Source organism: Sulfitobacter sp. (assembly GCF_036960155.1).
Classification (GTDB): Bacteria; Pseudomonadota; Alphaproteobacteria; order Rhodobacterales; family Rhodobacteraceae; genus Sulfitobacter.
On record NZ_JBALWB010000002.1, the window covers coordinates 1 to 26,342 of the forward strand.

Genomic DNA, 26,342 nt, shown 5'->3' on the forward strand with positions numbered 1-26,342 from the left:
TTTGGCTCCATCAGGCGGCACAGTTCAAATGCTGGTCCGGCTGGGATACGCGGCAAGCCCGCTGGCAGCCCCTAGAGAGAACCTGCAAGCAAAGCTCATCAATGCTTGAGCAGATAGTAAAGTAACCAACGAAAGCTGCAGCCGCAGCGAATCAACACTTTGTCCGGCGGTCTCAACGGTCCAAGTAGCAGCCCGCGACCTTTGCAATGGCAGCGAACGTCCGTTTAGAGCCCAGAGTGACTGATGCTGCAAGGTGCATCAATGTCCGCAATGCGCTTTCCGGTACTTTCAAACCTACTGAGCTGCTTTCAGCAGTGTCTCGGCAACCAACCTTCCGTAATCATTTACGATCTTCGGATTGGCCCCGGAAATGAGACAGATCACCAACGATAAGCAGAAAAACTCTCAGCGAATAATAGCTCTGCTGCTGATGTGTTTTGAGCAACCATTGGCTGCTTTCAAAGCGGTGTTTTGCTCATAGTAGCAAGGTGTCTATTCGGCGTGCTTTGACGGACTTCCTACCAGATAAACAAAGAAAGGAAGACCAATGGCACTTGCCAGCACTGCTGAACGACAAATGCTCGAACTGATCAATCAAGAGAGGGCGGCGGCGGGTTTGAACCCAGTAAAGTTGAACACGCTGTTGAACGATTCCAGCGAAGATCACAGTAAATGGATGATCAGTACCGACGAATTCTCCCACACCGGCCAGGGGGGATCAACCGCGACTGAGCGGATGCAAGCGGCAAACTATCCCTTCGAGGGGTCATGGTCGTCAGGTGAAAACATTGCTTGGCAATCCGAACGTGGTGCTGAAGGGATTGCTGATGATGTCGCGCAACTGCATCAAGGTCTGATGGAGAGCCCAGGACACAGGGCTAACATCCTCAATCCCGATTTCACTGAAATCGGGATAGGAATTGAGCGTGGAGAGTTTGATGGTTTTGATGGCGTGGTCGTTACGCAAAACTTTGCACGTACCGATGGCGATACGTCAACCTCAGTTGAATCGGACTTAACCCCAACGCCTGATCCGGTTCCGGCACCAGAGCCAACGCCGGAACCTGAGCCGACACCAGAGCCAACGCCGGAACCTGAGCCGACACCAGAGCCAACGCCGGAACCTGAGCCGACACCAGAGCCTGACGATGGAATGGATCTTGTTTCAGGCGTCCACTTTGGAACTGCCGGTGACGACAAGATCACAGCCACAGGGACTTGGTTCATGATCTTTGCTGGAGCGGGCGATGACGAAGTCACCGGGTCAGACGGGTCGAATTACCTAGACGGTGAGGCCGGTAATGATTCCATAATTGGTGCAAATGGTGACGATGTCCTGTTTGGCGGCAAAGGGAATGACAGTCTGGAGGGCGGCGACGGAATGGACTTCCTCATCGGAGAAATTGGTGACGACATCATGACCGGCGGATCAGGTGAAGACTATTTCGATTTCTCCGCAGGCAATGACAAAATCACTGACTTCACCGTTGGCGAGGATGTCTTGTTCATCGATCCATCGCTTGTTGGCAATCGCCAAAATGTTGAGAATTTCTTTGCCGAAAACGCCAGTGCTGTAGATGGAAATACAGTCATCGATCTTGGCAATGACACGTCTTTGACGTTGGTTGGTATCACTGACGTGGCCGAAGTCGACGTCTTTTCATACATGTGCTGATCTAGCGCATGCGCTTGCAATAGTCGAAATGGGGCGCCGCAATTGAGATCGCCGCGCCCCTAATCTCAAATCCAACGGAAGCTTGTCTCGTCAACCACCTTTGGCCGAGCTTTTTCTGAAAAGCCGCCATTGGTTGCAATAGGATGAATAGCCCCTTTGTCCGTATTTAGCTATTCGGACAAAGTGAGGTGGATGTCGGGTTTGAAAGACCCGCATCCAAAATCTCATGCTAATTCATACGCCAAGAAAACTTGATCAATTCAAGTCCTCAATCAAAAATATGTCCGCTCCGTCACGCTGAAAAACAACAAAATCAGACTATTACTAAGCCAACCTAGCAATCAACGTGCCAATGTTGAAATCTAGCGCAGACCTAGCGCAGACCTAGCACAGTTCAAACGGGCACCAACAAGATCAACAGTTTAAACTATCATTAAGGGCATTGAAAACCCTCGTGTCGGCGGTCCAAATTCGCCTCTGAGTGAAGTTTAAATATAATAAGAAACATATTCTTAGAGGTTTTCTGAATTGTGGCGAAATCGCTGTGCTAGCATGACTTTACCTAGGACATTGCTAGCACAGCACGGTAGAAACGCTTATTGCCGTGCTTACGATGCTCTTAGAGTTATTCTGTGGGTTAAACCGTTTAGGATTGTTTATTTTATTCGCAAACCAAATACGCTTTTATTCTATATGGAAAAGTATCATTCTTCTGAGCTGTTCCGCAGCAATAATTAACTTCCAACAAAAGCGGCATATCAGCAGAGCCTGGTAAACCGCATACGTCTGCATCCAAAGTTGTATCATTTGGAGCGTCACCGCACTTTGGTGTGCGATGACAGTTGTACCGTAAGAATGAAGCGGCATCGCAGTAACGCGATTGACTGACAACTCGAATCAAGTTTGCTGAATTGATCTTTATGTTTGGCGCTTGTTTTACAGCAGCGGCCTCAGATGCCGCAGTTTCTCTGGCTTTTGCAACTTTGATCCGCTCATTCTCTATAGATAACTCAGCGGCCGCTACCTCAGGGCTGGTGATCAGGTCACGTGCCTTGAGGTAGCGGTAGACTGTGGCGTCAGAGGCATAGGAACGTTCTTGATCGCTGAACGTCACCGCCAATTCTCGCGGCGATAATTTCGTCTCTTTCGGGGCGAGGTTAACGATCTTGTGCCTCACCTCGTCGGAAAAGCGGTTCCAAACATGTCTGGGTTTGGAGATTGGCCCTGCAATCCAACCTCACCAGGCTGGTGATAACGATCATGCCAGCGGTAGAATTTGGTGCGGGGGATACCCAGTTTGGACAACATCAGTCGTGTCGACAGATGCGATCCTTCGAGGAGCCTGATGATCTCCAGCTTCTCAGATGCCGAGAAACGGGCGGCACGGCTCAGCAATGATGTCTTCGCCACGCAACCTGTTCAGCACGATGCAGATCTTCTCTTTCGAAAAATAATGCATGCGCGTGGCACGTTTGATATCTTTGACGATCTTCTCGCCACGTCTTTTGTGCATTCCAGTTGTCTGCCTCATCTTCCACTCTTCAGTGGTTGCGATGAGCCAACAACACTGTCCTATCAAATAGAGCTATTTGGACCCACAAACACTGACGTCAGGCAGTAGCGAGGAACCAATTGGCCTCTCGCTACGTTTCCAATCCTAAAATGGGCTATCAGCGTAGTAGAACTCAGCTGCATTTTCCTGAGTGATCAAGACAGAACCAATAACGAATGTACCGGATACTGGCGCTGTTGACGTTAGACCAACTGCCGTCAATTCAATCGCTGTTGCGATCATGGACGGTGGATAGGTTACATTTGCAGGGATCATAACATCGCCGTCCCGTGTGCGTGCAATCATCTCTTTCATGCCAGCACCACCAAGGACAAATTTGATGTCGTCGCGACCCGCGGCCTCGATCGCTGCTAGAACACCGATTGCCATGTCATCATCCGACGCCCAAACCGCGTTGATTTCTGAGTGCTTGGACAGGAAGTCTTCCATGACAACAAAGCTATCGTCGCGGTTCCAGTTGCCGTGCTCCATGCCGATGATCTCGATGCCCGAACCCTCGATGGCTGTTTCAAAAGCGGCGACACGTTCGTTGTCGATGCTTGTGGGGATGCCGCGGAACGCAACGATTTTACCACCGTCTGGCATGGCAGAAACCATGTATTCGCCGGACACTTTCCCAAAGCCTGAGTTGTCGCCTGCGACATACAGATCTTCGATACCTTCAATCGCCAATCCACGGTCCACAACGGTGACCCATGCGCCGCTGTCTGCGACGGCTTTAACCGGGCTTGTCAGGGGTTCGGACTCAAAAGGCAGAACGACAAGCGCGTCGATGTTGCGCGTTGCCATCATGTCTTCGATGTCGTTGACTTGCTTGGCTGGATCAGACGCCGTTGCTAGAACAAAATCTAGTTGTGGATAGACCGCTTCAAGGCGCTTAACAGCTTCTTGAGCGTGGAAGTTCATGCCACCAGCCCAACCGTGGGTCGCTGCGGGAATTGATACACCGATTACTTTTGTATCTTGTGCAAATGCGGGCATTGCCAGCGTAGCTGCAAGTGCGACTGCACCTGTGATTTTAGAAAATTTCATGGTTTTCCTCCTAGTTGACCATTTTAAATTACGGTGGGTTTTATCCCTCCGCCTTCTTGTCCCGCTGCAAAATCACAGCGAGAATAATGATAATTCCTTGGATGGCACCATTTAGGTAGGGTGACACACCGTCGGTTAGGTTTAAAATATTGCCGATCAAGGACAGGATCAGCACGCCGATCACGGTGCCCCAAACCCGACCAAAACCGCCCTTGAGCATCGTGCCGCCGATGATGACAGCGGCGATGGCTTCAAGTTCCCACAGCACACCTGTGCTGGATGATGCCGACCCCAAACGTGGGACGTACATGATGGTGGCCACGCCAACCAAGATGCCCAAGAACACGTAAGTCATCATGCGCACACGGTTCACATTCACGGATGAATAACGTGCGACCTGATCGTTGGAACCAACAGCGGCTGCATGACGCCCAAATGCCGCACGCCGCATGACCACTTCGCCGATAATCGCAACAAGCGCGAAGACGATGATCGGCCAGCTGATGCCAAGGATGCCGTCAAAATAGATGGGCCTAATGATTGCGCGCATCCCGAAATCAAGGGACAAGGTGCCGCCATCGGCGAGCCACGTCACAAGGCTGCGGTAAATTCCCATGGTGCCAAGCGTGACAATGAACGCCTCGATCCGCATGTTTGTGATGAGAAATCCGTTCACAAACCCAGCGGCAGTGCCTGCAACAATGGCCGTTAGCATTCCCACCATGACCAAAGGCCAACCAGCCCCCATTGTGGGTAATAACCCGTTCATCACAAGGATCATCAAGCCGGCAATAAAGGCCGCCATAGATCCCACTGACAGGTCTAAACCACCCGCAGTGATGACAAATGTCATGCCCACCGCAATGATCCCGATGAAGGCAGAGCGCGACAAAACATTGGTGATGTTGCCTGTGCTTAGGAAGTTTCCGTTCATCAGCGTGCCGATAATGACCAGCACAACAAGGGCCAAAATCGGCCCCATGACCTTGAGGTCGAGTAGCATGTTGGGTTTGCGAGTGGTTTCTGCCGTGGCCATTAGGCTGCCTCTTCTTTTTGCGCGCCAAGGCCCATCGCGAGCCGCACGATTCTGTCTTCCGTCATGTCAGCGCCCGAAACTTCGCCTGCTATGCGCCCTGTGCGCATGACGATGACGCGATCCGCGAGGCCAATGACCTCCTGCATCTCGGAACTGATAACGATGATGGATTTTCCCTGCTGCGAGAGCATGTGGATAAATTCATAGATTTGTTGTTTGGTGCCAATATCGATGCCGCGTGTCGGCTCATCGATGATGACGATATTTGGAGCGGCCAGCATCACCTTGGCGATCAATAGTTTTTGCTGGTTGCCGCCTGACAGGTTCCCCACGGCAACTTCGCGCGTGGGCGCACGAATGTCGAAATCTTCAATCGCTTTGGTCAGGGCCATCTCTTCGGAATTCTGATTGATCAACCAATTGGTGAAATCTGGCAACGATTGGAGCGTCAGGTTTTCTCGCATGCCTTTGCTTAAAAGCAGGCCACGGCTTTTGCGATCTTCTGTTAGATAACAAAGGCCTGCATCTTGTGCTTGACGAGGAGATCTAAGATTGACGGGCATTCCGTTGATACGCACATCGCCAGTGGCTGTGCGCAACCCAATCAGTCCTTCCATCGTTTCAGTGCGTCCCGATCCAATCAAACCGGAGACACCCAAGATTTCGCCTTTTTTCAGGGTGAAAGAGATGTCTTGCGCGAACCCCGGGACTGAAAAGTTACTGACCTCAAGAGCTGGTTCCGTACCAACTGATCCAACGCGCACAGGGTAAAGTGATGAGACATCGCGCCCCACCATGCTTTCGGCCATTTGGTCTTCGTTGCAATCACTTGCTGGGCCGCTGGACACCACATGGCCATCCCGCAAAATGGTAATTTTGTCCGAAATCCGTTTTACCTCATCCAACTTATGGGAGGTGAATAAAATCGCGACACCTTCGGCCCTTAACTGTTCAACCTGTTCAAAAAGCACTTCGGCTTCGCGCTCGGTCAACACCGCCGTTGGCTCATCCATGATTAACACGGATGCATTACGTGACAATGCCTTGGCGATCTCGACCATCTGCTTGTCTGCATTGGCAATATCGCGAACACGAGCAGACGGGTCGACCTGACAATTCAAACGCGCAAGCAGCGCCCGTGTTTCGGCCTGCATTCCGGCCTTGTCCAACAGGAAGCCACGTTTCTTTTCGTGCCCAAGGAAGATATTTTGTTCCACGCTTAATTGGTCTGCAAGGTTGAATTCCTGATGGATCAAAACCACGCCCTGCGCTTCGGCGTCTTGTGAGTTGGCCAAGGACACAGGCTGCCCGTTTAAAGTGAGCGTGCCACTCGTCGGGGCCAAATACCCCGACATGATTTTCATTGTGGTCGATTTACCCGCTCCGTTTTCACCAATAAGCGCGTGCACTTCTCCAGCAGCAAGCGTGATGTCCACATCATGCAAAACTTGGACAGGCCCAAAGCTGCGGCAAATATTGGTTAACGATAGGGCGGGTGTTTGGGTCATACTTTGACCCATGCCGCGTTACGGGCCGAGGAACGTACGCAAGCATCAATGAACGTCACACCGTCCAAGCCGTCATGTACCGTTGGCAACATGTGCTCGATTGTGTTGCCGTCACGTGCTGCGGTGATCAGATCAGCGGCCTCATTGTAGATGTTTGCGAACCCTTCAAGGTAACCTTCAGGGTGGCCCGGGGGGATACGCGAGACAGCTTGGTTTACGCCGTGTGCGCCAGCGCCATTGCGCGTCAAAAGGCGTTTAGGTTCGCCATGAGGTGTAAACCACAGGTAGTTGGGATCTTCTTGTGACCATTCCAACCCGCCTTTTTCACCGTAAACCCGCAGCTTCAGCGCATTCTCATTACCCGGTGCCACTTGGGACGACCACAACATGCCTTTGGCTCCACCGATGTAGCGCAGCATCACATGGACGTTGTCATCCAGGCGTCGGCCTTCAACAAAACTGGTCAGATCGGCGGCAAGGCTTTCAAGTGTCAGACCACTCACAAAACCCGCAAGATTATAGGCATGTGTTCCGATGTCGCCAACACAACCGCCAGCGCCGGAACGGGCAGGGTCGGTGCGCCACTCCGCCTGCTTCAACCCTTCGCTTTCAAGTGGGGTTGTCAGCCAATCCTGCGGGTATTCCGCCTGCACAACGCGAATTTTACCAAGAGCACCCTCAGCCACCATCGCGCGCGCTTGGCGCACCATCGGGTAGCCAGTGTAGTTGTGCGTTAGGATGAAATGTGCGTCGGACTTTTCCGCTGCCGCCACCAGCTTTTTGGCGTCCGCTAAAGTAGACGTTAGTGGTTTGTCGCAGATCACGTGTATACTGCGTTTCAGGAATTCACGTGCTGAGGGGTAGTGCACATGATTGGGCGTCACAATTGCAACCGCCTCAATCCCGTTTTTCAAACGGGCCTCGCGTTTGGCCATTTCCGCGAAATCACCATAACAGCGATCCGCATCCAAGCCTAAGGCCGCGCCGGACGCTTTGGATTTCTCAGCCGTTGAGGACAGCGCCCCCGCGACCAATTCAAACCGCCCGTCGATACGCGATGCAATGCGGTGAACGCCGCCAATAAACGCATCATTGCCGCCGCCAACCATGCCAAGCCGAATAGGTGTCATAGTTTCACTCCGTCAATAAAAATTTCTTTGTACCGCAATGACTGGCTTGGGCTTTTGGTGACACGAACTCCCCAGCTGCGATTTGCTTTGAGGTGATCGGCTAAATCTTCTATCTTTCGGTAAAACAGTCCTTTGTCGGAGAAGTTGTGTTTGTCCCCCGACGGTGCACAGCGATAACCTTGGGTCTTGCCAAACATGTCCGGTTTGGTTCGCGCATTTGGCTCGTAGTAGTGTGCGGGTAATTTCGTCCCGTCAGTATCAACGACATAGACTCGCACCTCAAATCCCCATCATCTTGGCGTTTAACGCGTTGTCCGCGCCGCCATCGGCGAAATCGTCAAAGGCGCGTTCGGTCACGCGGATAATGTGGTCTTTGACGAACTGCGCACCTTCACGTGCTCCGTCTTCGGGATGTTTGATGGCGCATTCCCACTCAACGACGGCCCAACCGTCAAACCCGTTGGCGGCCATTTTGGAAAACACAGCCCCGAAATCGACCTGTCCATCGCCCAATGACCGGAAGCGGCCCGCGCGATCGACCCATGGTTGATAGCCGCCATAGACGCCTTGACGCCCTGTTGGATTGAATTCTGCATCTTTGACGTGGAACATCCGAATGCGGTCTTTGTAGATGTCGATATTGTCGAGGTAATCCATGCATTGAAGGACGTAGTGGGAGGGGTCATACAACATGTTGGCCCGGGCGTGGTTGCCTGTGCGCTCAAGGAACATCTCGTAGGTGATGCCGTCATGCAGGTCTTCGCCGGGGTGGATTTCATAACACACATCAACGCCGCAATCTTCGGCGTGATCTAGGATCGGCAACCAACGCTTTGCCAGCTCGTCAAACGCTTGTTCCACCAAACCCGCGGGGCGTTGCGGCCATGGGTAAACATAGGGCCACGCCAATGCGCCCGAGAACGTGGCATGTGCGCCGATCCCAAGGTGTTTGGACGCGGTAAGCGCCTTTTTTACCTGATCCACAGCCCATTCTTGACGGGCTTTGGGATTGCCGCGCACTTCGGGGGCGGCAAAGCCATCAAAGGCATCGTCATAAGCGGGATGAACCGCAACCAACTGGCCTTGCAGGTGAGTTGATAGTTCGGTCACTTCAACGCCATTTGCGCGTGCTTGGCCAGCCCAATCTTGACAATACCCTTTTGAGCTGGCGGCCTTGTCTAGATCAATCATGCGCGCATCCCAGCTGGGAACTTGCACGCCTTTATAGCCGCAATCCGCCGCCCATTTGGTGATCGAATCCCAAGAGTCAAACGGCGCGTCGTCGCCTGCAAATTGCGCTAGAAACAGCGCCGGACCTTTAATCGTTTTCATACATTTTCCTCCCAGACGTTAAACGTAGCGATTGACGATGTTCTCTAGTTTCTCTTGCTGTCCCGACATTGGTTGCGGGTTCAGACCTGCGGCTTCGGCCGCGGCTGCGATACCATCCAATGTGGCACCCTCGGCCAACATCGCCTTGGCTGCATCGGTTTCCCAGCCGGCGTAGCGTGCACCACGCGGGCCCTCTAAGGCTTCATCAGCAATCATTGCATGGGCTGACTTAAGGCCACGGGCACAGACATCCATTCCACCAACATGGGCTGCGATTAAATCGCTTGCATCCAAAGATTGGCGACGCAGTTTGGCGTCAAAGTTAGTGCCACCCGTTTTAAAGCCGCCGGCCTTTAGTACTTCGTAATAGGCCAATGCTGCCTCGGACGGGGAGTTCGGGAATTGGTCCGTGTCCCAGCCCGATTGGTAATCATTACGGTTCATGTCGATGGACCCAAAGATACCAAGGGTTCGCGCCATCGCCAATTCATGTTCAAACGAGTGGCCTGCAAGGATTGCGTGTCCTTGTTCGACATTCACCTGAACCTCGTTCTCAAGACCAAAACGCTTCAGGAAGCCGTAAACCGTGGCGACGTCATAATCATACTGATGCTTGGTAGGTTCCTGCGGCTTTGGCTCGATCAGGATCGCGCCTTTGTAGCCGATCTTGTGTTTGTATTCGACAACCATGCTGAGGAAACGGCCCATCTGTTCCAACTCACGGTCCAGGTTGGTGTTGAGCAAGGTTTCATACCCCTCGCGACCGCCCCAAAGCACATAGTTTTCGCCGCCCAAGCGGTGGGTGACGTCCATGCAAGATTTCACAGTTGAGGCGCAGTAGGCAAACACGTCTGGGTCGGGGTTGGTGGATGCCCCAGACATATAGCGGCGGTTCGAAAACATATTCGCCGTGCCCCAAAGCAGCTTGGGGCCGCCGTTGGCCATTTTCTCGCCCATGTAATCCGCCATTTCGTTCAGGCGTTTGTGGCTTTCTTGTAGGCTATCGCCTTCGGGACGCACATCATGGTCGTGAAAACAAAAGTACGGCACACCCAGAATGCGGAACATATCAAAGGCATCATCGGCCTTTTGTTTGGCCAACGCCATTGTGTCCGCAGGAAACCAGGGCCGCTCAAATGTCTGTCCACCAAAGGGGTCGTTCCCTTCCCAGACAAAGTTGTGCCAGTAGCACACAGCGAACTTCAGATGCTCGGCCATAGTTTTGTCGCCCAACTGTTCGGAAGGGTTGTAATGGCGAAACGACATAGGATCGGTGCTGTCAGGGCCGCCAAAGGCAATAGGTTCAATGTCGGCAAAGTATCTGCTCATTAGATGTTCTCTCGGCTATAAATATTTAATCGGATTTTTCCGGTATCAACGGATTGCTCACGTCGCTCAGTGAGGTCGCGCATGATCCGAACGGCGGCCACAACGGCCGCAGACGTGTCTTGATCCAACACCAGATCAATGGTGCCATCGCGCAACCCTTGGCGTGATGTTGGTGTAAGTTCATGTACAATTGTGACGGGTTTGGTTTCTGCGTTTTTGACGGCACGTACCAGTCCTCGGTTTCCTGCACCGATCGCATATATACCAACCAAAGGCCGTGCTGCGGCCGCTTCTGACACTAGCTGTTCAACAGTCTTGGCGTCATCATTACCCTCAACCGCTGGCAAAAGTGTTAGGTGCTGGAAACGTTCCTGCATGACCCTACGAAACCCCATAAGGCGCTCATTGTGGTCACGCGCAGACAAGGACCCAGCGATCATCAAAATCTCACCTGAATCGCCTAAAAATCGTCCCATAAATTCCGCTGCCGTACGGCCAGCGGCAACATTATCAAGACCAATATAGGCCTCGCGATCGGATTGGGGCAGGTCGGCCACAAGGGTTACAACCCGAACACCTGCTGCCCGCAGGCGACTGACTTCGTCTTGAACTTCGCGGGCTTCACTTGCCATGATCGCCACCGCGTCGCACTCAAGATCGCGCAATGCCGCAACTTGGCCTGCGACATCAAAGGCATTGGTCGGAATGATTTGGATTAGTATTTGTTCTTCGACCAACCTGCTGCGCTCGCGTTCAAGTGCGGCAAGCAACAAGGCGACAAATCCCGTGTCGCCCGACGGGACAATAAAACAGAACCGGTAAACACGACGGCGCGACAGATTTGCAGCAGCAAGATTGCGCACATAGCCTGTCTGCGCGACAGCAGCTTTGACTTTTTCCTCTGCCTTCTTTGAGACGCCGCCACGGTTATTTAAAACGCGGTCAACCGTAGCAAGGCTAACCTGAGCCGTCTTTGCAACATCATGTACTGTTGGTCCGTTCATGTTTCCCCCCGGTTAATAATTGGTAAAGTTAAATTTGAGGTACGTCAATCAATTTTATGATGGTAGTATGTCATTACCAAATACGTAGCATTCAAAACGCTTGGACAATTGAAGGCCAATCACCGAAATGGGACCATTCTCCCTTTAGAAAATGGAGGGTCGGCCCAGCATGTGCTGGACCAATTTGAAAAATGGCAGGGGGGGGCAGAACTGGCGCAGGTCACAATTGACCTTTAGAAACCATGACGTCCATTGCGACGGCCACAACAACGTAGCTGGCAGAGTCTTAGGTTTAACTTCATGATTCCTTCAAATTGGGGGGAACCTGAGGCGAAAGTTGATTCGTGGGTGGCCCCGCGAGAATTCTAGCGAGGCCAGTTTTATTAAGTCTTGCTGCGGGATGACATGACAATAACAGCCATTACCACAGTTGCGCCGGCGATATTGGGCAGTAGGGCCAAGGGCCAATACGCGCCCACGGCACCAAGGACCAAAAGCAATGCCGCCACTGGGCCAATAGGACCCTCTGCATACCACTGGATGATAGCATTGGTTGCGTAAATCCCGAAGAGCGCAAAGAAACCGATTTGCAGAACCTCGATTAGGTCACCTGAAATCAAAGGTGTGTAGGCGAACAATAGGGGTACGACATACAGGCCCTTGGCGATTTTCCAGCTTTCAAAGCCTGTAGCCATTGGGCTGGATCCCGCAATTCCGGCCGCAGTGAACGCTGCAAGGCAAACAGGGGGCGTCACGTTCGAATCTTGGCTGAGCCAGAAAATGATCAGGTGGGCGGTGAGCAAGAATGTGGTTTGCAACGCAGGATCAACCATGACGGGACGGATCGTGACGGCGATCTCAAAGGGGATGTTCCGGATCAACTCCCATGCCTCAGGTTTGGTCATGCCAGTGGTCACTTGCGCAACAAGAGGATGATCCACAAGGAAGAATAGCCCTGATTTCGCGGGGTCTGTGATGCCTGCAACCAGTTGTTCGGCAATTAATCCATCAGCCATAATTCCTGCCAGCGCGGGGGCCGTCAGGATCGCAAGGATAATATAGGCAGCGGTCACTGGCAGCCCCATGCCCAACACCAACGAAGCAATGGCGATCAACGCAATGGCCAGCACCAGAGAGCCTTGCGACCACTGCGCGATCATCAAGGAAAAACCATTGCCAACGCCACTGGTCACAATCGCGTTGTTCATGATCCCGATGGCTGTCAGCAGGATAGCGGTCATAATGGCAGAACGGATACCACTGATAAGCGCCTCTGATATCTTTGACGGGCCCATGTTGACGGGCTTGAACGAACCATCTTGGTCAAAATGTGCAACAAGGCTGGTGAACCAAGAGGTTACGATCACGGCGACAATCGCCCAACACGCGGCGTAAGAGGGCGTCACACCTGTCAACAACAACCAGATCATCACTGTTAATGGGATGACAAACACCAGACCACCCGACAGCATCTTGCCGCGATCTACCGTCAGGTCAATTTCAGAACCAGCGTCATATTTGACCGCCTCAATGCGCACGATAAATGCAACTGACAAGAAATAGAGGATTGCAGGAACAACAGACACCGCAACAATCGTGCCATAGGGGATAGAGGTGTAGCTGGCCATCACAAAGGCACCCGCGCCCATGATGGGTGGCATAAGTTGACCGCCTGTCGATGCAGCAGCCTCAACTCCTGCTGCGAATTGTGGGCGAAAGCCGTTTGACTTCATCAGCGGTATGGTGATGACCCCGGTAGAGGCCGTGTTGGCAATCGCAGATCCAGAGATCGTGCCCGTAAGAGCAGAAGAAATGACAGCAACAAAGGCCGCACCACCTTTGACACGGCCCGCAACAACTTTGGAAATCTCGATCACAAAATTACTGGCACCAGAAACAACCAGAAATCCGCCAAAGATCATAAATAGTGTGATGTTGGTGACCGAGATATTGCCAAGGATGCCAAACATCCCCTCGTCATTATAAAGAGTGCGAAACAACACGTCATTGAGTGGCAAGCTGGCTGATCGAAAGACACCGGGCAACATTGTACCCAGAAAAAGGATATAGCTGAGGGACAAGACAATCAGGATTGGAATAACCCAACCCGCGACGCGGCGAGACAGATCAATGCAGGCAAATACCAGCAGCAGTCCGGCGGCCCAATCGATGAACGTAAACTGCCAACCCAAACCTGTAACCGCGAGGGAACGCTCGTACAGGCCGCTTTCGGCCCAAGCCACCCAGAGAGCAGCTCCCGCCACTAGCAATCCATAGACAATATCAACAATCCAAGCCCATGTTTCGCCCGATCGTTTGCCCCAAGGGCTCATGGTAATGGATGCCAGAAATGCAAAGCCCGCAAAGTGGGTGGCATTCTGCCATAGCCCAGGTTCGGTAAGATAAACGTTTGTTAATACGTGCCAAATCGCAAAGCAGATGGCAAAAACGAGCACAATGTGCCGAGGCTCAAACTTTCCCGTTGGCATGCTCAAAAGTGTGTCGCGCGTCGATGGCCCATTCTCTATGGAAAATGTCATGTGTCCCCCCCAATGTATAAGAAAAGGGGCAACTATTTAGCTGCCCCTTTAGATCGTTTGCCGCTTTATTTCGCGATCAAGTTAGCCGGAATTTCCAACCCAACTTCGGTGTAATAACGCGCTGCTCCGGGGTGTAGGGGGGCGGGCAGGCCAGCCATTGCAGATTCAATCATCATGGCTTTGGTTGCCGGGTGGATTGCCTGTAGAAACGGTAGGTTTTCGTACATCGTTTTAGTGAGCATATAGACATGCTCTTCGTCCACACTTGCGTTAACGGCCAAAAAGTTAGGTTGCGCGATGGTGTTCACATCCTTGGTCTGACCTGGATACGTGCCTGCTGTAATTGTGTAGGGCACCCAAAGGTTACGGCCGCCGTCCATTGCAGCGGCTTGATCCGCCGTCACGTCGAGGATTGTGAATTTGCCCTCGTTAGAAGCCATCAGTTTGGTAATTGCACCAGTTGGGGGACCAGACGGGATGCCTGCTGCAAACACTTGACCGTTAGCCAATGCGTCTGCCGTTGGGCCGTAACCTGCAGAGACCAATGTGAAATCAGCGTTTACGTCGAGGCCCAGACCGGACAACAAAAGGGTGTTGGAGCCGATGGTGCCAGAATTCTGTTTGCCCATGCCGACCGACATGCCTTTGAGCGTGGCCAGATCTTCAACTGTCCCTGTTGTGGCTTTTTCTGTTGGAACAACAAATTGTTCGACGTTTTGCCATAGCATTGTAACCGAACGCAGATTTACCTGTGGCTCGCTTATGGGGCCAGTACCGGTGACGGCATAAGACCCAAACAGACCTTGCAGAATTGCGAAGTCAGCAGTGCCTGCGGACAAGGCTTGTACGTTCGCGCTTGAGCCAGCGGAATTTACGGCGGTTAGCGAAAACTTTTGTGTTGGCAGTAATTTGATCTTCGACAAAGTAGAGATCGCAGTACCAACAGGGTGATAGGTGCCGCCTGTGGATGCCGTGTTTAAAACATAATCGCCACCTTCCGCAAACGCGGCACCAGACGTCACAAGACCCGCGCTCATAACAAGCGCTTTCAACATTTTCATGATAGTTCCTCCCAGAAATATAGCTGTAAAACAGCCTGTGACGTTCATGCCGAACAGGGAGCGCGCGCGGTATGAAGGAAAGTGCAGGACAGAAAGAAAACCGTCTGCGGAATTCCGCAGGATTATTCAGCCTTTCAAAAGCGCGTCTTTATCAAGGCTCAGCTTGACGATCTTTTCGTTCAATGTCCGGCGACCAATGCCAAGGGTAGCGGCAACATCGTCCATGCGCCCGTCTTCGTCCTGAATCGCGCGGCTGATCAATTCACGCTCAAACGCAGCAACGGCCTCTCGCAACGTTTCAGGGAATGGTTGCATGGGGGTCTGTCGCGCGATGGCCTGCCTGACAGAGCCACCGCCACGCCGCTGCGCCAGCACGCGTCGTTCTGCGACGTTTTGCAGCTCTCGCACATTCCCGGGCCAGTCATACGCCATTACTGCTGAAATATCGTCATTCGTCAGCTTGGGAAACGGCAATTCATACAGCTTGCTAAGCCGCAGCATGTAATGGCGAAACAACAATAAGGCATCCTCGCCGCGGTCAGCCAAACAGGGCAGCACGATGTCCAATGTGTTTAGGCGGAACAACAAATCCTCGCGAAAGGTTTTGTCAGCCACCATCTGCGTGATCTGGGCTGAGGCCGCGCTGATGACACGCAACTTTACGGTCTGAACCTCGGTCTCACCGACCCGTTGATATTGCTGTGTTTCAATGGCACGCAGAAATTTGGCCTGTGTCTGGTACGGCATGGAACTTAGCTCATCAAGAAACAAGGTTCCGCCATCTGCTTGGTTCATCAGCCCGTTTAAGTTTTCACTGGTGCCAAACACTGTTTCCTCAAACCGTTCCGGCGGGATCGCAGCGCAGTTGACCGGCACAAAAGGGGCCGCAGCTGATGTGCCCAGATCATGTAACGCCCGCGCTACCAGTTCCTTGCCCGTGCCCGTATCCCCAAGGATTAAAACATTTGCACGGCTCTGGGCAAAATCAAAGATCGTGTCACGCACGGCATTTATCTGAGCACTGTTGCCAATCAAAATACGTTCCAGGTCGGTCAGCTCAGCCAAACGACTTTGCAGGAGTTTCGTGCTGTCCTCGAGACGCTTCATGCGGATGGCATTTTTAAGAATCCCCAAAAGGCGCCGCGGTGCAAAGGGTTTTTCGACAAAGCTATATGCACCGTTTTGCAAGGCACCAACAGCCATCGGGATATCCCCATGTGCAGAGATCAAAACAACAGGCACATGGCTGATCTCGCGGACTTTTAGCTGAAATTCCAAACCGTCCATTCCGGGCATTTGTACGTCACTTAGAATAACATCGGGGGCACTGCGCTGTAACGCTTCCAGCCCCTCATGCGCATTTTTTGCGATCACGGTGTCGTATCCCGCGCTTTGCAATAAATGGTCCAATGATGCGCGCATTTCGCGGTCGTCATCAATAACAAGGACTGTCCCTGAGTTCATGTTCTCTCCCCATCGGTTTGCAGTGGCCCGTCATTTTTGATCGGCAGTGTAACTACAAATTGCGCACCCTTGGTGACCTCCCCAAGGGTCAGATCCCCTGCGTGATCGTTAATAATCTCCGTCGCGATGGCAAGGCCAAGACCCATACCAACACCGGAGGGTTTGGTGCTGAAAAACGGTTCTTGCAGGTCTTTAAGGGTCGTACCAGCGAGCCCGGGACCATTGTCAGTAATGCGTATTTCAATAGTGTCCAAGTTTTTAACAACATCCATCCTGATCTTAGGGTTTGGTTCATTTTCGACGGCATGGATCGCGTTTTTCAGGAGGTTGACCAAAGCTTGTTCTAGTTGGATCTGGTGTGCATACAATTTGATTGGCTCAGGTAAATGGGCAGATTGAAAATCAATTTTCCCTGTTACAATTTCGGTTCTCAAAAGGTTTTCAACTTCTTGAAGGACCGTTGATAAATCGACAATTGCTTTTTGGGGACTCCGGCCGCGCACAAAAAATTTGAACTGTCCTGTGATGGATTCCATCCTGTCGACAAGTTTATTCAAATTCGTGGCCGTTTGAGGTGACGTAATTTCATTGCTCATTTCAGCGGCCACTAGATGGTTTCGAAAGGCACTGATGGGCTGGCCCAGTTCATGTGTAACTGAGGCTGCAACTTGTCCAAGGGCGGCTAGTTTTGCACTGCGCGCAAGTTCGGTTTGTGCGTGTTCCAAACGGTTGTTGCTCTCTACCAATTGTAACCGTTGGCGTTCTGATGCCGCATACGCCAGCTCAATACGTCGGGACCGAAGAAACGTCGCAAAACCAAGGAGGAAGATGATGATACTGCCGAAAAAAGCTGTCGTCAAAAGTGTTGCTCGAAGTATGTAGCTTTCAGGCTGTAAGTAGTGGACTGTCCAACCACGCCAATCTGCTTCTCCCGAAGCCAACAAATAATTGGTTCCTTCGACACTAACGCGGCTTTCTCCAAAAAAAGACCAATCTAAAGGAGTAAGTGCCTCACCGCTGAACTGTCGGTTCTCTAGAATGGCGCTTCGGACTTTGGGGTCCAAGGAGTTGATGGGGCGATATAGCCAGTCTGGATTTGAAGCTAGAACCACGATATTGTCTTTGTTGATGGCCACAATCGTTTCGCTATCACTTTCCCAAGACCGTTGAAGTTCGCTCACATCCAGCTTGATCGCGATGACGCCTCTTAAGGCGTCTTCTCTGGATAGAACGGGTTCAGCCACGAAATACCCAGGCCGACCTGATGTTGCGCCAATGGCAAAGTAGTCGCTGCGTTGGCCTTGCAGCGCACTTTGAAAGTAGGGGCGAAACCCGTAGTTTTGCCCAAGAAAACTGTGGGGTTCGTGTGCATTTGACGTTGCAAGAACGCGCCCGTTTATATCCATCAGGTAGATCGCTTCTAGCTTGGCTTCTTGAGCCAACAGTTGCAGCCGTTCGTTTATGTCCGTTTCGGGGGCAACAGGTTGCAAGGCCAGTGCAGATCGCGGGTCGTGGGCCAAAACGAAAGGTAAATGTTGGTGCTGGCGCAGCGTTTCATTCAGCGCGCGCAAATAGAGGTTCATACGGTTTGACGCCGCTTCACCCTCTAACTTTTCAAAATAATGCTGAGCTCCAAAGAAGGTCGCGGCGATGCCAAACACAACAGTAAAGAGCAACACGCCGAGAACACTTTTCCGCATCCTCCCTGGCGCGCGTTCGATATCTGCTTCAGTTTGCATTACTCTCTCCCAAGGTCTTACTTGTCATACGGGACTGCAGGTCATGTAAATAGCTGCTCGGCTGGCATACTTGAACGGCCCTGCGGAAATCCGCAAGGTTGATGGTTGTTCGGATGGTCTTTGGGATCGAGAGTAATGATGCTGGAAGCGGGCCAACCAACAAGAGCTCATAGCTGCAGTTGTTGTAGAGAATACAGCGAATGTGAACTTGCTGCCTTGCCAATGGGTTGCTGACTTGCCAAGTTGGATTGTTCCATGTGAAAGGACTGCCGTCATGAGCCTCCGACCGTTAGATATAGACCCTTCTCATTGCTTGATTGGGGGCCGTTGGGCGCCTTGTGACAGCGGGCAGACCATGGCGTTGATCAACCCGTCTGATGGCAGCACCCTGTGTGAAATCGCCTGCGGCGGTACTTCTGATATTGACCGCGCTGTGGAGGCCGCACGCACGGCTTTTGAGGGCCCTTGGGGTAAAGCAACCGCTGTGGAGCGGGGGCGCGTGTTGCAGAAGATTGGCGCGTTGGTGTTAGAGAACATTGACGAACTCGCCAAGCTTGAAGCGCTTGATGTTGGAAAGCCATTAACCCAAGCGCGCGATGACGTTGTCGCCCTTGCGCGCTACATGGAATTTTATGCTGGCGCGGTGGATAAACTGCACGGCCAAACGATCCCGTACCTTGATGGATATACCGTTTACACACTGCGAGAGCCGCACGGCGTAACGGGCCATATCATCCCGTGGAATTACCCGATGCAGATCATCGGTCGTTCTGTTGGCGCAGCCTTGGCGACAGGCAATGCTGCAGTCCTTAAACCAGCCGAAGAGGCCTGCCTGACGGCCCTTGCATTTGGTGAACTGGCACGGCGCGCGGGCTTGCCTGATGGTGCGTTAAATGTCGTTGCGGGCACCGGTGCCGAGGCTGGTGCGGCGCTGACCGCCCATAGCGGCGTGAACCACATTTCATTCACTGGTTCTGTGGGGACGGGGCGTTTGATCCAGCAAGCGGCGGCGCAAAATATTGTGCCTGTCACGCTGGAACTGGGCGGCAAGTCTCCTCAACTGGTGTTTGATGATGCTGATATTGAAATGGCCCTACCGTTTCTGGTGGGCGCAGGTATTCAAAACGCTGGCCAAACCTGTTCAGCCTCTTCGCGTATCCTTGTTCAACGGGGTGTCTATGCCGAGGTGGTTAGCAAAATGGCCGAGCGTTACGCCGCGCTGCGTGCTGGCCCCGCGATGGATGATCTCGCCGTCGGGCCACTGGTTTCGCAGCGTCAGAAACAAATCGTTGAGAGCTTTTTAGCCAAAGGCGCAGACCTAAACATGATAGCCCAAGGTGAAGTTGTCGCGGATGCGCCAGCAGGGGGGGCCTACGTCGCACCCACATTGTTTGAAAGTGTCTCGCCCGATCACTCCCTTGCGCAGGATGAGATTTTTGGACCTGTTCAGGTTGTCATCCCGTTTGAGGATGAAGCCGAGGCGCTGGCGATTGCCAATGGCACATCCTACGGATTGGTCGCCTCGGTTTGGTCGCGCGATGGTGCACGGCAAATGCGTTTGGCAAAGGCGTTGCGCTCAGGGCAGGTATTCCTCAATAACTACGGGGCGGGGGGCGGCGTAGAGCTGCCGTTCGGCGGGTCGGGCCTGTCGGGTCATGGCCGCGAAAAGGGTTTTGAGGCGCTGTACGGCTTCACGTCGCTCAAAACTGTTGCGGCGTATCATGGCTGAGCCAGTGATCCGTGCGTTAGATCCGCAGGCCGATTTGGCCGCTGTTCAAGATCTATGCGTACGGGCTGCTGACTATATCATCCTTGAGACAGGCGCGCCGCCGGCACAGGATTACGGCGCAAATATACTGGCCGAAGCGCCGCCAACCCTGCCGCCCGAGGATGTTTTTTCCTTTGGCGCAGTAGGAGAGAATGGGCTGTCGGGAATTGTGACCTGCCTGCGTAACTTCTACGAGCAGGGTGAGTGGTACATGGGACTTCTTCTGCTTGATCCAGCCGCGCGGGGCGCAGGCCTCGGCGCGCGGATCGCGAGGCATGTGTTTGACTTGGCGGTTAGCGAAGGTGCGCGCTGCATCCGAGTGGCCGTGCTAGACGTGAATGAACGCGGTCGCGCGTTTTGGGACGCCCAAGGATTTGTGTTGGAAAGAACCGTGCCGGGCGATCCGGCAGGGGACGGACATATACGCCACGTTTTGAAACGGGCTTTGTAATTTAAATGAACCAAGGGGAGTAGGCCATGCGCTTGCAAGGGAAAACAGCGATTGTAACGGGCGGTGCGTCTGGCTTTGGCGCGGGCATTGTGCGCAAATTTGTATCTGAGGGCGCTCAGGTTATGATTGCGGACCTGAATACCGATTTGGCTGAAGAGCTGCGTCAGGAAATGGGTGCGCATGCGATTGTGGCCACCGCAAATGTGGCTGACAATGCCAGTGTGCAGGCAATGGCGGCCCAAGCGGCTGAAGCATGGGGACACATCGACATTCTGGTGAATAACGCGGGTGTCACGCATTTGCCCGCGCCAATGGAGACCGTCAGCGAAGAGGATTTTGACCTCGTGTTCGGGGTGAACTGTAAGTCGGTCTACTATACCGCCCGCCATATTGTGCCGATGATGAAGGCGCGCGGGCAAGGCAGCATCCTGAACGTCGCCTCAACCGCCGGCGTCTCACCGCGCCCAAATCTGAACTGGTACAACGCCTCCAAAGGCTGGATGATCAATGCAACCAAGGGCATGGCGGTTGAGCTGGCACCTTCAGGTGTACGGGTGAACGCATTGAACCCCGTAGCTGGTGAAACGCCTCTGTTGAAAAGCTTTATGGGCGAAGATACGCCTGAAATCCGTGCAAAATTTTTGGCTACGATACCGCTTGGCCGTTTTTCTACGCCAGAGGATATGGGCAATGCTGCGTGCTATTTATGCTCGGATGAGGCTTCAATGATCACCGGAGTCTGCATGGAAGTCGATGGCGGGCGATGTATCTGATCGAAAACCTAAAGAAATAACTTGTTAAGGTCTGGTATCGGTTCGCACCCGACTTAGATAACGCGTAGAGTACATAAAACCTTCGCGGCGATTCCTGCTCGCGTTGTGACGACAGCCCAAGAGGGATACATCTCTGGGCCCCAACAGTATGGAGCACGCGTGTCCCTTCTTTTGATTGTTGCACTGCCGTTTTTGGGCGCGTTGCTGCCCGGATTGATGAACCAAGCCGGGCGTGCTGCCTGCGCGGGGGTGACATTTACCGTCACTTTAGCCGCGTTTGTTGGGCTGCTGACTAACTTACCTGCTGTGATGGCTGGTGATGTTGTGATGTTCCGGTTTGATTGGATCCCTGCATTGGGGTTGAATTTCACATTGATGCTGGATGCGTTGGGCTTTTTCTTTGCCACGATGATCCTTGGTATCGGTCTGCTGATCATCGCGTATGCGCGCAATTATCTCGCGCGTGAGGACAACATGGGAGAGTTTTTCACCTACCTTCTGTTGTTCCAAGGTGCGATGGTTGGGATTGTCTTATCCGACAACATATTGCTTTTGCTGGTTTTCTGGGAGCTGACTTCACTGTCGTCCTTCCTTCTGATCGGATATTGGAAACACCTCCCCGAAGGGCGGCAAGGTGCACGCATGGCGCTCACTGTCACTGGCATGGGCGGTTTGGCTATGATCGCGGGTATGCTCATTCTGGGGCAGATTGCGGGCAGTTATGACCTTAGCGTGATCCTGCAAAACCGTGAGTTGATCCAAAACAGTGAGTTGTATTTTCCTGCGCTAATCCTGATCCTGATTGGGTGTTTCACCAAATCAGCGCAGTTCCCGTTCCACTTTTGGCTGCCTCATGCGATGGCAGCACCTACGCCCGTCTCAGCCTATCTGCACTCGGCAACGATGGTGAAGGCAGGGATATTCCTGATGGCGCGCATGTGGCCAGTGCTGGCTGGCACACCTGAATGGTTCTGGATTGTGACCTCAGCGGGTCTAATCACGATGGTGCTGGGCGCGGTGATTGCCCTGTTCAAACACGACCTCAAGGCGCTGCTGGCGTTTTCAACCGTTAGCCACCTTGGTCTGATCACAATGCTGCTGGGCACGGGCACGGCGCTAGGTGCGATGGCTGCGGTATTCCACATCCTTAACCACGCCACGTTCAAAGCCGCGCTGTTTATGTCCGCTGGTATCATTGATCACGAAACACACACACGCGACATTCGCCGTCTTGGCGGTCTGCGCCATCTGATGCCCATCACCTTTGTGATCGCGACATTGGCGGCGCTTTCGATGGCGGGCATTCCATTGCTCAATGGCTTCCTCAGCAAGGAATTGATGCTGGAGCAGGCCTATCACACGGTTCTAGGTGACAATCACTGGGTTGTTCCCACGCTGGCCGTTATCGGGTCTCTGTTCTCGGCCGCATATTGTTTCCGTCTGATTGGCCACACATTCCTAGGTCCCAAACGCGACGATTATCCAGCCAAGCCACATGATCCGCCAGCGGGCCTTTGGTTGCCACCTGCATTCTTGGTGGTGTTGGTTGTTGTGATTGGTGTCGCTCCGTTTTTGGTAGAGCCCGCAGTCAAAGGGATCACTTACGCAGTTTTGGGCGGCGAGGCCGAAATGCCCAAAGCGCACCTGAAAATCTGGCATGGGTTGGTGCCTGCGCTGTACATGTCGATTGTGGCCGTCGTCGGTGGCTTGATTGTGTTTGCGCTGTTCACGCCACTGCTCAAGTTATGGGACGCTGCCCCGCGCCCTGAGGCCAAGACCATTTTTGATGCTGTAATTGATGCCTCGGTTCGTTTGGCAAAAGCAGCCACACTGCCGCTGCATAATGGTGCGTTTACGCGGTACGGCGCGATTATGGCCGCGACTGTGATCGTTGCGGGCTATTACGCATGGGCGTCCGGCACAGTAGGTGAGGCGACACGCAGTGTTCAGCCTGCAGGCGTAATCGAGATCGCGGGCTGGGGGATGATGGTGGCGGCAACCCTTGGCATGGTGTTCATGCACCGCAACCGCTTGTTGTCGCTGATCCTGATTGGGATTGTTGGCCTAATGGTGTCCATCGCCTTTGTGTTCTTCTCGGCACCTGATTTGGCCATGACCCAGATCACCGTCGAAGTGGTGACAACCATTCTGTTGCTGCTTGCGCTGAACTTTTTGCCAAATGAAACTCCGATCGAAAGTTCGATCTTGCGCCGCTCACGTGACGTGATCCTTGCTGTGGCGGGGGGATTGGCGGCGATGGCACTTAGCTATCACTATCTATTGCGCGGTCCGGTATTAGCACCCATTTCCGAATTCCACCTCGCCAACAGCTATAAAGGCGGCGGTGGTACAAATGTGGTCAACGTGATCCTCGTTGATTTCCGTGGCTTTGATACCTTCGGCGAGATCATCGTGCTGGGGATTGCAGCGGTTCTAATCTACGCGCTCACGGAAACCCTGTTGGGCGGCCCAGTACGTGCGCGCTTGCTCAACCGCTCTCCAGATAAAACGCTGGCGGGCGACATGCACCCGATGATGATGGTCGTGATGACACGGGTGTTGATGCCGGTAGTTATGATGGTTGGTTTTTATGTCTTCTTGCGCGGCCACAATGAACCGGGTGGCGGGTTTATCTCGGGGCTTATCGTTTCGATCGGCTTTGTGATGCAGTACATGGCCAGTGGATATAGCTGGGCATTTGCGCGCCAGCGCTATCCGCATCAGGGCGTGATTGGTGCGGGTGTTCTGATTGCGGGGCTCACCGGCATCGGATCATGGTTTGTTGGCAAACCATTCCTAACGTCCGATTTCACCTATGTGCGCATCCCGCCATTTGAAAAGTTTGAACTGGCGACTGCTGCGCTCTTTGATCTGGGGGTTTTCCTTGCGGTTGTGGGGGCTGTGATGCTGTCGCTTGACGGGTTCTCGCGCCTTGCGCGGCGCGCGCATGTAAAAGACAGCGATCACGCGATGGATATCAATCCCGCACGGTCTGAAACCCCAGCCTTAAAAGAGCAGGAGCTATAATATGGAATTTCTTGTAGCATCTGCCATCGGCGTTCTGACTGCGGCTGGATTGTATATGGTGATGCGCTTGCGCACATTTCCGGTGATTTTGGGTGTGTCGCTGCTCACTTACGCGGTGAACATTTTCCTCTTTGCATCGGGCAGGCTGACGCCTTCGGCACCGCCGATCCTTTCAGAGGCAACCATCTATACCGATCCCTTGCCGCAAGCATTGGTGCTAACGGCGATTGTGATCTCGTTTGGCATGACAGCCGTGGTCGTGATGATTGCGCTTGGGGCCTACTTGGGTACGGATGATGATCACGTCGATGATATGCCCGAGACCGAAGGGGAGGACGCGACATGACCCATTGGTTGATTATGCCGATTGTTCTTCCGGCACTCCTTGCACCGTTCATCATTTTGGCTGCGCGTTATCACATGGGCATCCAGCGGGTGTTTTCAATTGCTGGCGTGCTGGCATTGATCGCCATTGCCCTTGGCCTTGCGATTGAAACGTCAGATGGCACGGTAATGCTGTATCAACTAGGTGATTGGGCAGCACCCTTTGGTATTGTGCTGGTCGGGGACCGTCTGAGCACGATGATGGTACTGCTGATGTCGGTGCTAGCGTTGTTTGTGCTGCTTTATGCGATTGGGTCAAAATGGGATGAACGCGGGCGGATGTTCCACGCGTTGTTCCAGTTCCAACTGATGGGTATCGCAGGAGCTTTCCTGACAGGCGACTTGTTCAACCTCTTTGTTTTCTTCGAGGTTCTGTTGATCGCGTCCTATGGACTGATGATCCACTCGGGCGGCAATGTCCGGCTGCGTGCAGGTGTTCAATACGTGTTGTTCAACCTGCTGGGTTCAACCCTGTTCCTATTTGCGCTTGGCGCACTTTATGCCGAAACGGGTACGCTCAACATGGCGGATCTTGCGCAGCGGGTTCAGATGATCAGCGCGGATGAAACCGTGGGTATTCGTGTGGCAGCCGTACTGCTGATCCTCGTCTTTGCGATCAAGGCCGCGATTGTGCCGTTGCACTTTTGGTTGCCCAGTTCCTACGCCGAGGCGCCGCCACCCGTTGCAGCCCTGTTTGCGATCATGACCAAGGTTGGCGCATATGCGATCATCCGCGTCTACACGTTGATCTTTCCTGTTGATTTGGACGTGACTGCGGGCCTGCATGGCACGTGGTTGTTGCCTGTTTCCCTGCTGTCGCTGGCTGTTGGTGCGGTCGGCGTTCTAGCCGCGAAAAAGCTCGACCGTTTGGTGGCGTTCTCAGTCATCAGCTCGATGGGGATGGTGATGGTTGCGGTTAGCTTGTTCACACCAGTGAGCATTTCTGCGGCACTGTATTACATGGTTCACTCGACGCTTGCGGCGGCTGCGCTGTTCTTGATTGTTGATTTGGTCCGCCAAAGCCGTGGCCATCTGGATCTGGTCACGGACGCACCGATCGCCGGAGCAGCATTGATTGCAGGTCTCTTTTTTGTCGCTGCAATTGCCATGACGGGGCTGCCGCCCATGTCAGGATTTATTGGTAAGCTGATGGTGCTGAATGCCGCATTTGACACAGGTCCGTCAGTTTGGATTTGGACTGTGGTGTTGACCGCAAGTTTGATCAGCATTGTGGGGTTTGCGCGCGCCGGATCAGTATTGTTCTGGAAGGCCCAATCAGACGGTGCACCCGTACCCGAGATGGGGCGCCCTGCGCCGTCTGCCTTATCATGTGTTGCGGTTGGCGGTTTGCTGATGTTGTTGATGGCCCATACGATTTTTGCGGGGCCGATCTACAACTATACAACCGCCACTGCGGATCAGCTGTTTCAGCCCGATGCCTACATAAAAACGGTGCTTGATACTCCGGGCAAGATGAGCGGTGCCAAGGCCGATGACCATGAAGGGGATCACTAAG

At 53.2% G+C, this 26,342-nt stretch carries 21 protein-coding genes; 7 read left to right on the forward strand and 14 right to left on the reverse strand.

The window, feature by feature from the left end; all coding sequences use genetic code 11:
- Window positions 1–547 precede the first annotated feature (547 nt).
- Window positions 548–1,675, forward strand: coding sequence for a CAP domain-containing protein (locus V7775_RS06470; protein WP_335751071.1), 1,128 nt, complete (start codon window positions 548–550; stop codon window positions 1,673–1,675).
- Window positions 1,676–2,336: 661 nt separating this feature from the next.
- On the opposite strand, the gene V7775_RS06475 is transcribed toward V7775_RS06470, so the two are convergent.
- From V7775_RS06475 to V7775_RS06535, 14 genes are all read right to left on the reverse strand, one after another.
- Window positions 2,337–2,789, reverse strand: a complete 453-nt coding sequence (locus V7775_RS06475; protein ID WP_335751072.1) for a hypothetical protein — start codon at window positions 2,787–2,789, stop codon at window positions 2,337–2,339.
- Window positions 2,790–2,848: 59 nt separating this feature from the next.
- Complete coding sequence (locus tag V7775_RS24705; protein ID WP_443070096.1) at window positions 2,849–3,085, reverse strand: helix-turn-helix domain-containing protein; 237 nt, start codon at window positions 3,083–3,085, stop codon at window positions 2,849–2,851.
- Window positions 3,036–3,206, reverse strand: coding sequence for a hypothetical protein (locus V7775_RS06480; RefSeq protein ID WP_335751073.1), 171 nt, complete (start codon window positions 3,204–3,206; stop codon window positions 3,036–3,038). The genes V7775_RS24705 and V7775_RS06480 overlap by 50 nt, the downstream gene beginning before the upstream one ends.
- Window positions 3,207–3,332: 126 nt before the next feature.
- Window positions 3,333–4,280 carry an ABC transporter substrate-binding protein gene (locus tag V7775_RS06485; protein WP_335751074.1) on the reverse strand — a complete coding sequence of 316 codons (948 nt, stop codon included), beginning with the start codon at window positions 4,278–4,280 and terminating at the stop codon, window positions 3,333–3,335.
- Window positions 4,281–4,320: 40 nt separating this feature from the next.
- Window positions 4,321–5,316, reverse strand: a complete 996-nt coding sequence (locus V7775_RS06490) for an ABC transporter permease (protein WP_335751075.1) — start codon at window positions 5,314–5,316, stop codon at window positions 4,321–4,323.
- Window positions 5,316–6,824: a sugar ABC transporter ATP-binding protein gene (locus V7775_RS06495; RefSeq protein ID WP_335751076.1), complete on the reverse strand. Its 1,509-nt coding sequence runs from the start codon at window positions 6,822–6,824 to the stop codon at window positions 5,316–5,318. The genes V7775_RS06490 and V7775_RS06495 overlap by 1 nt, the downstream gene beginning before the upstream one ends.
- Window positions 6,821–7,954 carry a Gfo/Idh/MocA family protein gene (locus tag V7775_RS06500; protein WP_335751077.1) on the reverse strand — a complete coding sequence of 378 codons (1,134 nt, stop codon included), beginning with the start codon at window positions 7,952–7,954 and terminating at the stop codon, window positions 6,821–6,823. Before V7775_RS06500 ends, V7775_RS06495 begins: the two co-directional genes overlap by 4 nt.
- 279 nt (window positions 7,955–8,233) lie before the next feature.
- On the reverse strand, window positions 8,234–9,286 hold the full coding sequence (locus tag V7775_RS06505; RefSeq protein WP_335751078.1) for a sugar phosphate isomerase/epimerase family protein: 1,053 nt from the start codon (window positions 9,284–9,286) through the stop codon (window positions 8,234–8,236).
- Between the two features lie 18 nt (window positions 9,287–9,304).
- Window positions 9,305–10,615 carry a xylose isomerase gene (xylA, locus tag V7775_RS06510; RefSeq protein WP_335751079.1) on the reverse strand — a complete coding sequence of 437 codons (1,311 nt, stop codon included), beginning with the start codon at window positions 10,613–10,615 and terminating at the stop codon, window positions 9,305–9,307.
- On the reverse strand, window positions 10,615–11,619 hold the full coding sequence (locus V7775_RS06515) for a LacI family DNA-binding transcriptional regulator (protein ID WP_335751080.1): 1,005 nt from the start codon (window positions 11,617–11,619) through the stop codon (window positions 10,615–10,617). The genes xylA and V7775_RS06515 overlap by 1 nt, the downstream gene beginning before the upstream one ends.
- Before the next feature lie 383 nt (window positions 11,620–12,002).
- Window positions 12,003–14,159, reverse strand: a complete 2,157-nt coding sequence (locus V7775_RS06520) for a TRAP transporter permease (RefSeq protein WP_335751081.1) — start codon at window positions 14,157–14,159, stop codon at window positions 12,003–12,005.
- Window positions 14,160–14,224: 65 nt separating this feature from the next.
- Window positions 14,225–15,220, reverse strand: a complete 996-nt coding sequence (locus V7775_RS06525; RefSeq protein WP_335751082.1) for a TAXI family TRAP transporter solute-binding subunit — start codon at window positions 15,218–15,220, stop codon at window positions 14,225–14,227.
- A gap of 126 nt (window positions 15,221–15,346) precedes the next feature.
- On the reverse strand, window positions 15,347–16,684 hold the full coding sequence (locus V7775_RS06530; protein ID WP_335751083.1) for a sigma-54-dependent transcriptional regulator: 1,338 nt from the start codon (window positions 16,682–16,684) through the stop codon (window positions 15,347–15,349).
- Window positions 16,681–18,423: a sensor histidine kinase gene (locus V7775_RS06535; RefSeq protein ID WP_335751084.1), complete on the reverse strand. Its 1,743-nt coding sequence runs from the start codon at window positions 18,421–18,423 to the stop codon at window positions 16,681–16,683. The genes V7775_RS06530 and V7775_RS06535 overlap by 4 nt, the downstream gene beginning before the upstream one ends.
- A gap of 274 nt (window positions 18,424–18,697) precedes the next feature.
- Here V7775_RS06535 and V7775_RS06540 point away from each other — a divergent pair, with 274 nt between their 5' ends.
- From V7775_RS06540 to V7775_RS06565, 6 genes are all read left to right on the forward strand, one after another.
- Complete coding sequence (locus V7775_RS06540; protein ID WP_335751085.1) at window positions 18,698–20,152, forward strand: aldehyde dehydrogenase family protein; 1,455 nt, start codon at window positions 18,698–18,700, stop codon at window positions 20,150–20,152.
- Complete coding sequence (locus V7775_RS06545) at window positions 20,145–20,642, forward strand: GNAT family N-acetyltransferase (RefSeq protein ID WP_335751086.1); 498 nt, start codon at window positions 20,145–20,147, stop codon at window positions 20,640–20,642. The genes V7775_RS06540 and V7775_RS06545 overlap by 8 nt, the downstream gene beginning before the upstream one ends.
- Before the next feature lie 26 nt (window positions 20,643–20,668).
- A complete protein-coding gene (locus tag V7775_RS06550) occupies window positions 20,669–21,415 on the forward strand; it encodes an SDR family oxidoreductase (RefSeq protein ID WP_335751087.1) in 747 nt (248 codons plus the stop codon).
- A 159-nt stretch (window positions 21,416–21,574) separates the two neighbouring features.
- Complete coding sequence (locus V7775_RS06555) at window positions 21,575–24,442, forward strand: monovalent cation/H+ antiporter subunit A (RefSeq protein ID WP_335751088.1); 2,868 nt, start codon at window positions 21,575–21,577, stop codon at window positions 24,440–24,442.
- 1 nt (window position 24,443) lies between these two features.
- Window positions 24,444–24,788, forward strand: coding sequence for a Na+/H+ antiporter subunit C (locus V7775_RS06560; RefSeq protein WP_335751089.1), 345 nt, complete (start codon window positions 24,444–24,446; stop codon window positions 24,786–24,788).
- On the forward strand, window positions 24,785–26,341 hold the full coding sequence (locus V7775_RS06565; RefSeq protein WP_335751090.1) for a monovalent cation/H+ antiporter subunit D: 1,557 nt from the start codon (window positions 24,785–24,787) through the stop codon (window positions 26,339–26,341). The genes V7775_RS06560 and V7775_RS06565 overlap by 4 nt, the downstream gene beginning before the upstream one ends.
- Window position 26,342 lies beyond the last annotated feature (1 nt).

What these genes read in the sequence shown, in the direction of transcription:
- V7775_RS06470 (WP_335751071.1), top strand. Translation starts at nt 548, where the DNA reads ATGGCACTTGCCAGCACTGCTGAACGACAAATGCTCGAACTGATCAAT.
- V7775_RS06480 (WP_335751073.1), bottom strand. Translation starts at nt 3,206, where the DNA reads ATGAGGCAGACAACTGGAATGCACAAAAGACGTGGCGAGAAGATCGTC.
- V7775_RS06485 (WP_335751074.1), bottom strand. Translation starts at nt 4,280, where the DNA reads ATGAAATTTTCTAAAATCACAGGTGCAGTCGCACTTGCAGCTACGCTG.
- V7775_RS06490 (WP_335751075.1), bottom strand. Translation starts at nt 5,316, where the DNA reads ATGGCCACGGCAGAAACCACTCGCAAACCCAACATGCTACTCGACCTC.
- V7775_RS06495 (WP_335751076.1), bottom strand. Translation starts at nt 6,824, where the DNA reads ATGACCCAAACACCCGCCCTATCGTTAACCAATATTTGCCGCAGCTTT.
- V7775_RS06500 (WP_335751077.1), bottom strand. Translation starts at nt 7,954, where the DNA reads ATGACACCTATTCGGCTTGGCATGGTTGGCGGCGGCAATGATGCGTTT.
- V7775_RS06505 (WP_335751078.1), bottom strand. Translation starts at nt 9,286, where the DNA reads ATGAAAACGATTAAAGGTCCGGCGCTGTTTCTAGCGCAATTTGCAGGC.
- xylA (WP_335751079.1), bottom strand. Translation starts at nt 10,615, where the DNA reads ATGAGCAGATACTTTGCCGACATTGAACCTATTGCCTTTGGCGGCCCT.
- V7775_RS06515 (WP_335751080.1), bottom strand. Translation starts at nt 11,619, where the DNA reads ATGAACGGACCAACAGTACATGATGTTGCAAAGACGGCTCAGGTTAGC.
- V7775_RS06520 (WP_335751081.1), bottom strand. Translation starts at nt 14,159, where the DNA reads ATGACATTTTCCATAGAGAATGGGCCATCGACGCGCGACACACTTTTG.
- V7775_RS06525 (WP_335751082.1), bottom strand. Translation starts at nt 15,220, where the DNA reads ATGAAAATGTTGAAAGCGCTTGTTATGAGCGCGGGTCTTGTGACGTCT.
- V7775_RS06530 (WP_335751083.1), bottom strand. Translation starts at nt 16,684, where the DNA reads ATGAACTCAGGGACAGTCCTTGTTATTGATGACGACCGCGAAATGCGC.
- V7775_RS06535 (WP_335751084.1), bottom strand. Translation starts at nt 18,423, where the DNA reads ATGCAAACTGAAGCAGATATCGAACGCGCGCCAGGGAGGATGCGGAAA.
- V7775_RS06540 (WP_335751085.1), top strand. Translation starts at nt 18,698, where the DNA reads ATGAGCCTCCGACCGTTAGATATAGACCCTTCTCATTGCTTGATTGGG.
- V7775_RS06545 (WP_335751086.1), top strand. Translation starts at nt 20,145, where the DNA reads ATGGCTGAGCCAGTGATCCGTGCGTTAGATCCGCAGGCCGATTTGGCC.
- V7775_RS06550 (WP_335751087.1), top strand. Translation starts at nt 20,669, where the DNA reads ATGCGCTTGCAAGGGAAAACAGCGATTGTAACGGGCGGTGCGTCTGGC.
- V7775_RS06560 (WP_335751089.1), top strand. Translation starts at nt 24,444, where the DNA reads ATGGAATTTCTTGTAGCATCTGCCATCGGCGTTCTGACTGCGGCTGGA.
- V7775_RS06565 (WP_335751090.1), top strand. Translation starts at nt 24,785, where the DNA reads ATGACCCATTGGTTGATTATGCCGATTGTTCTTCCGGCACTCCTTGCA.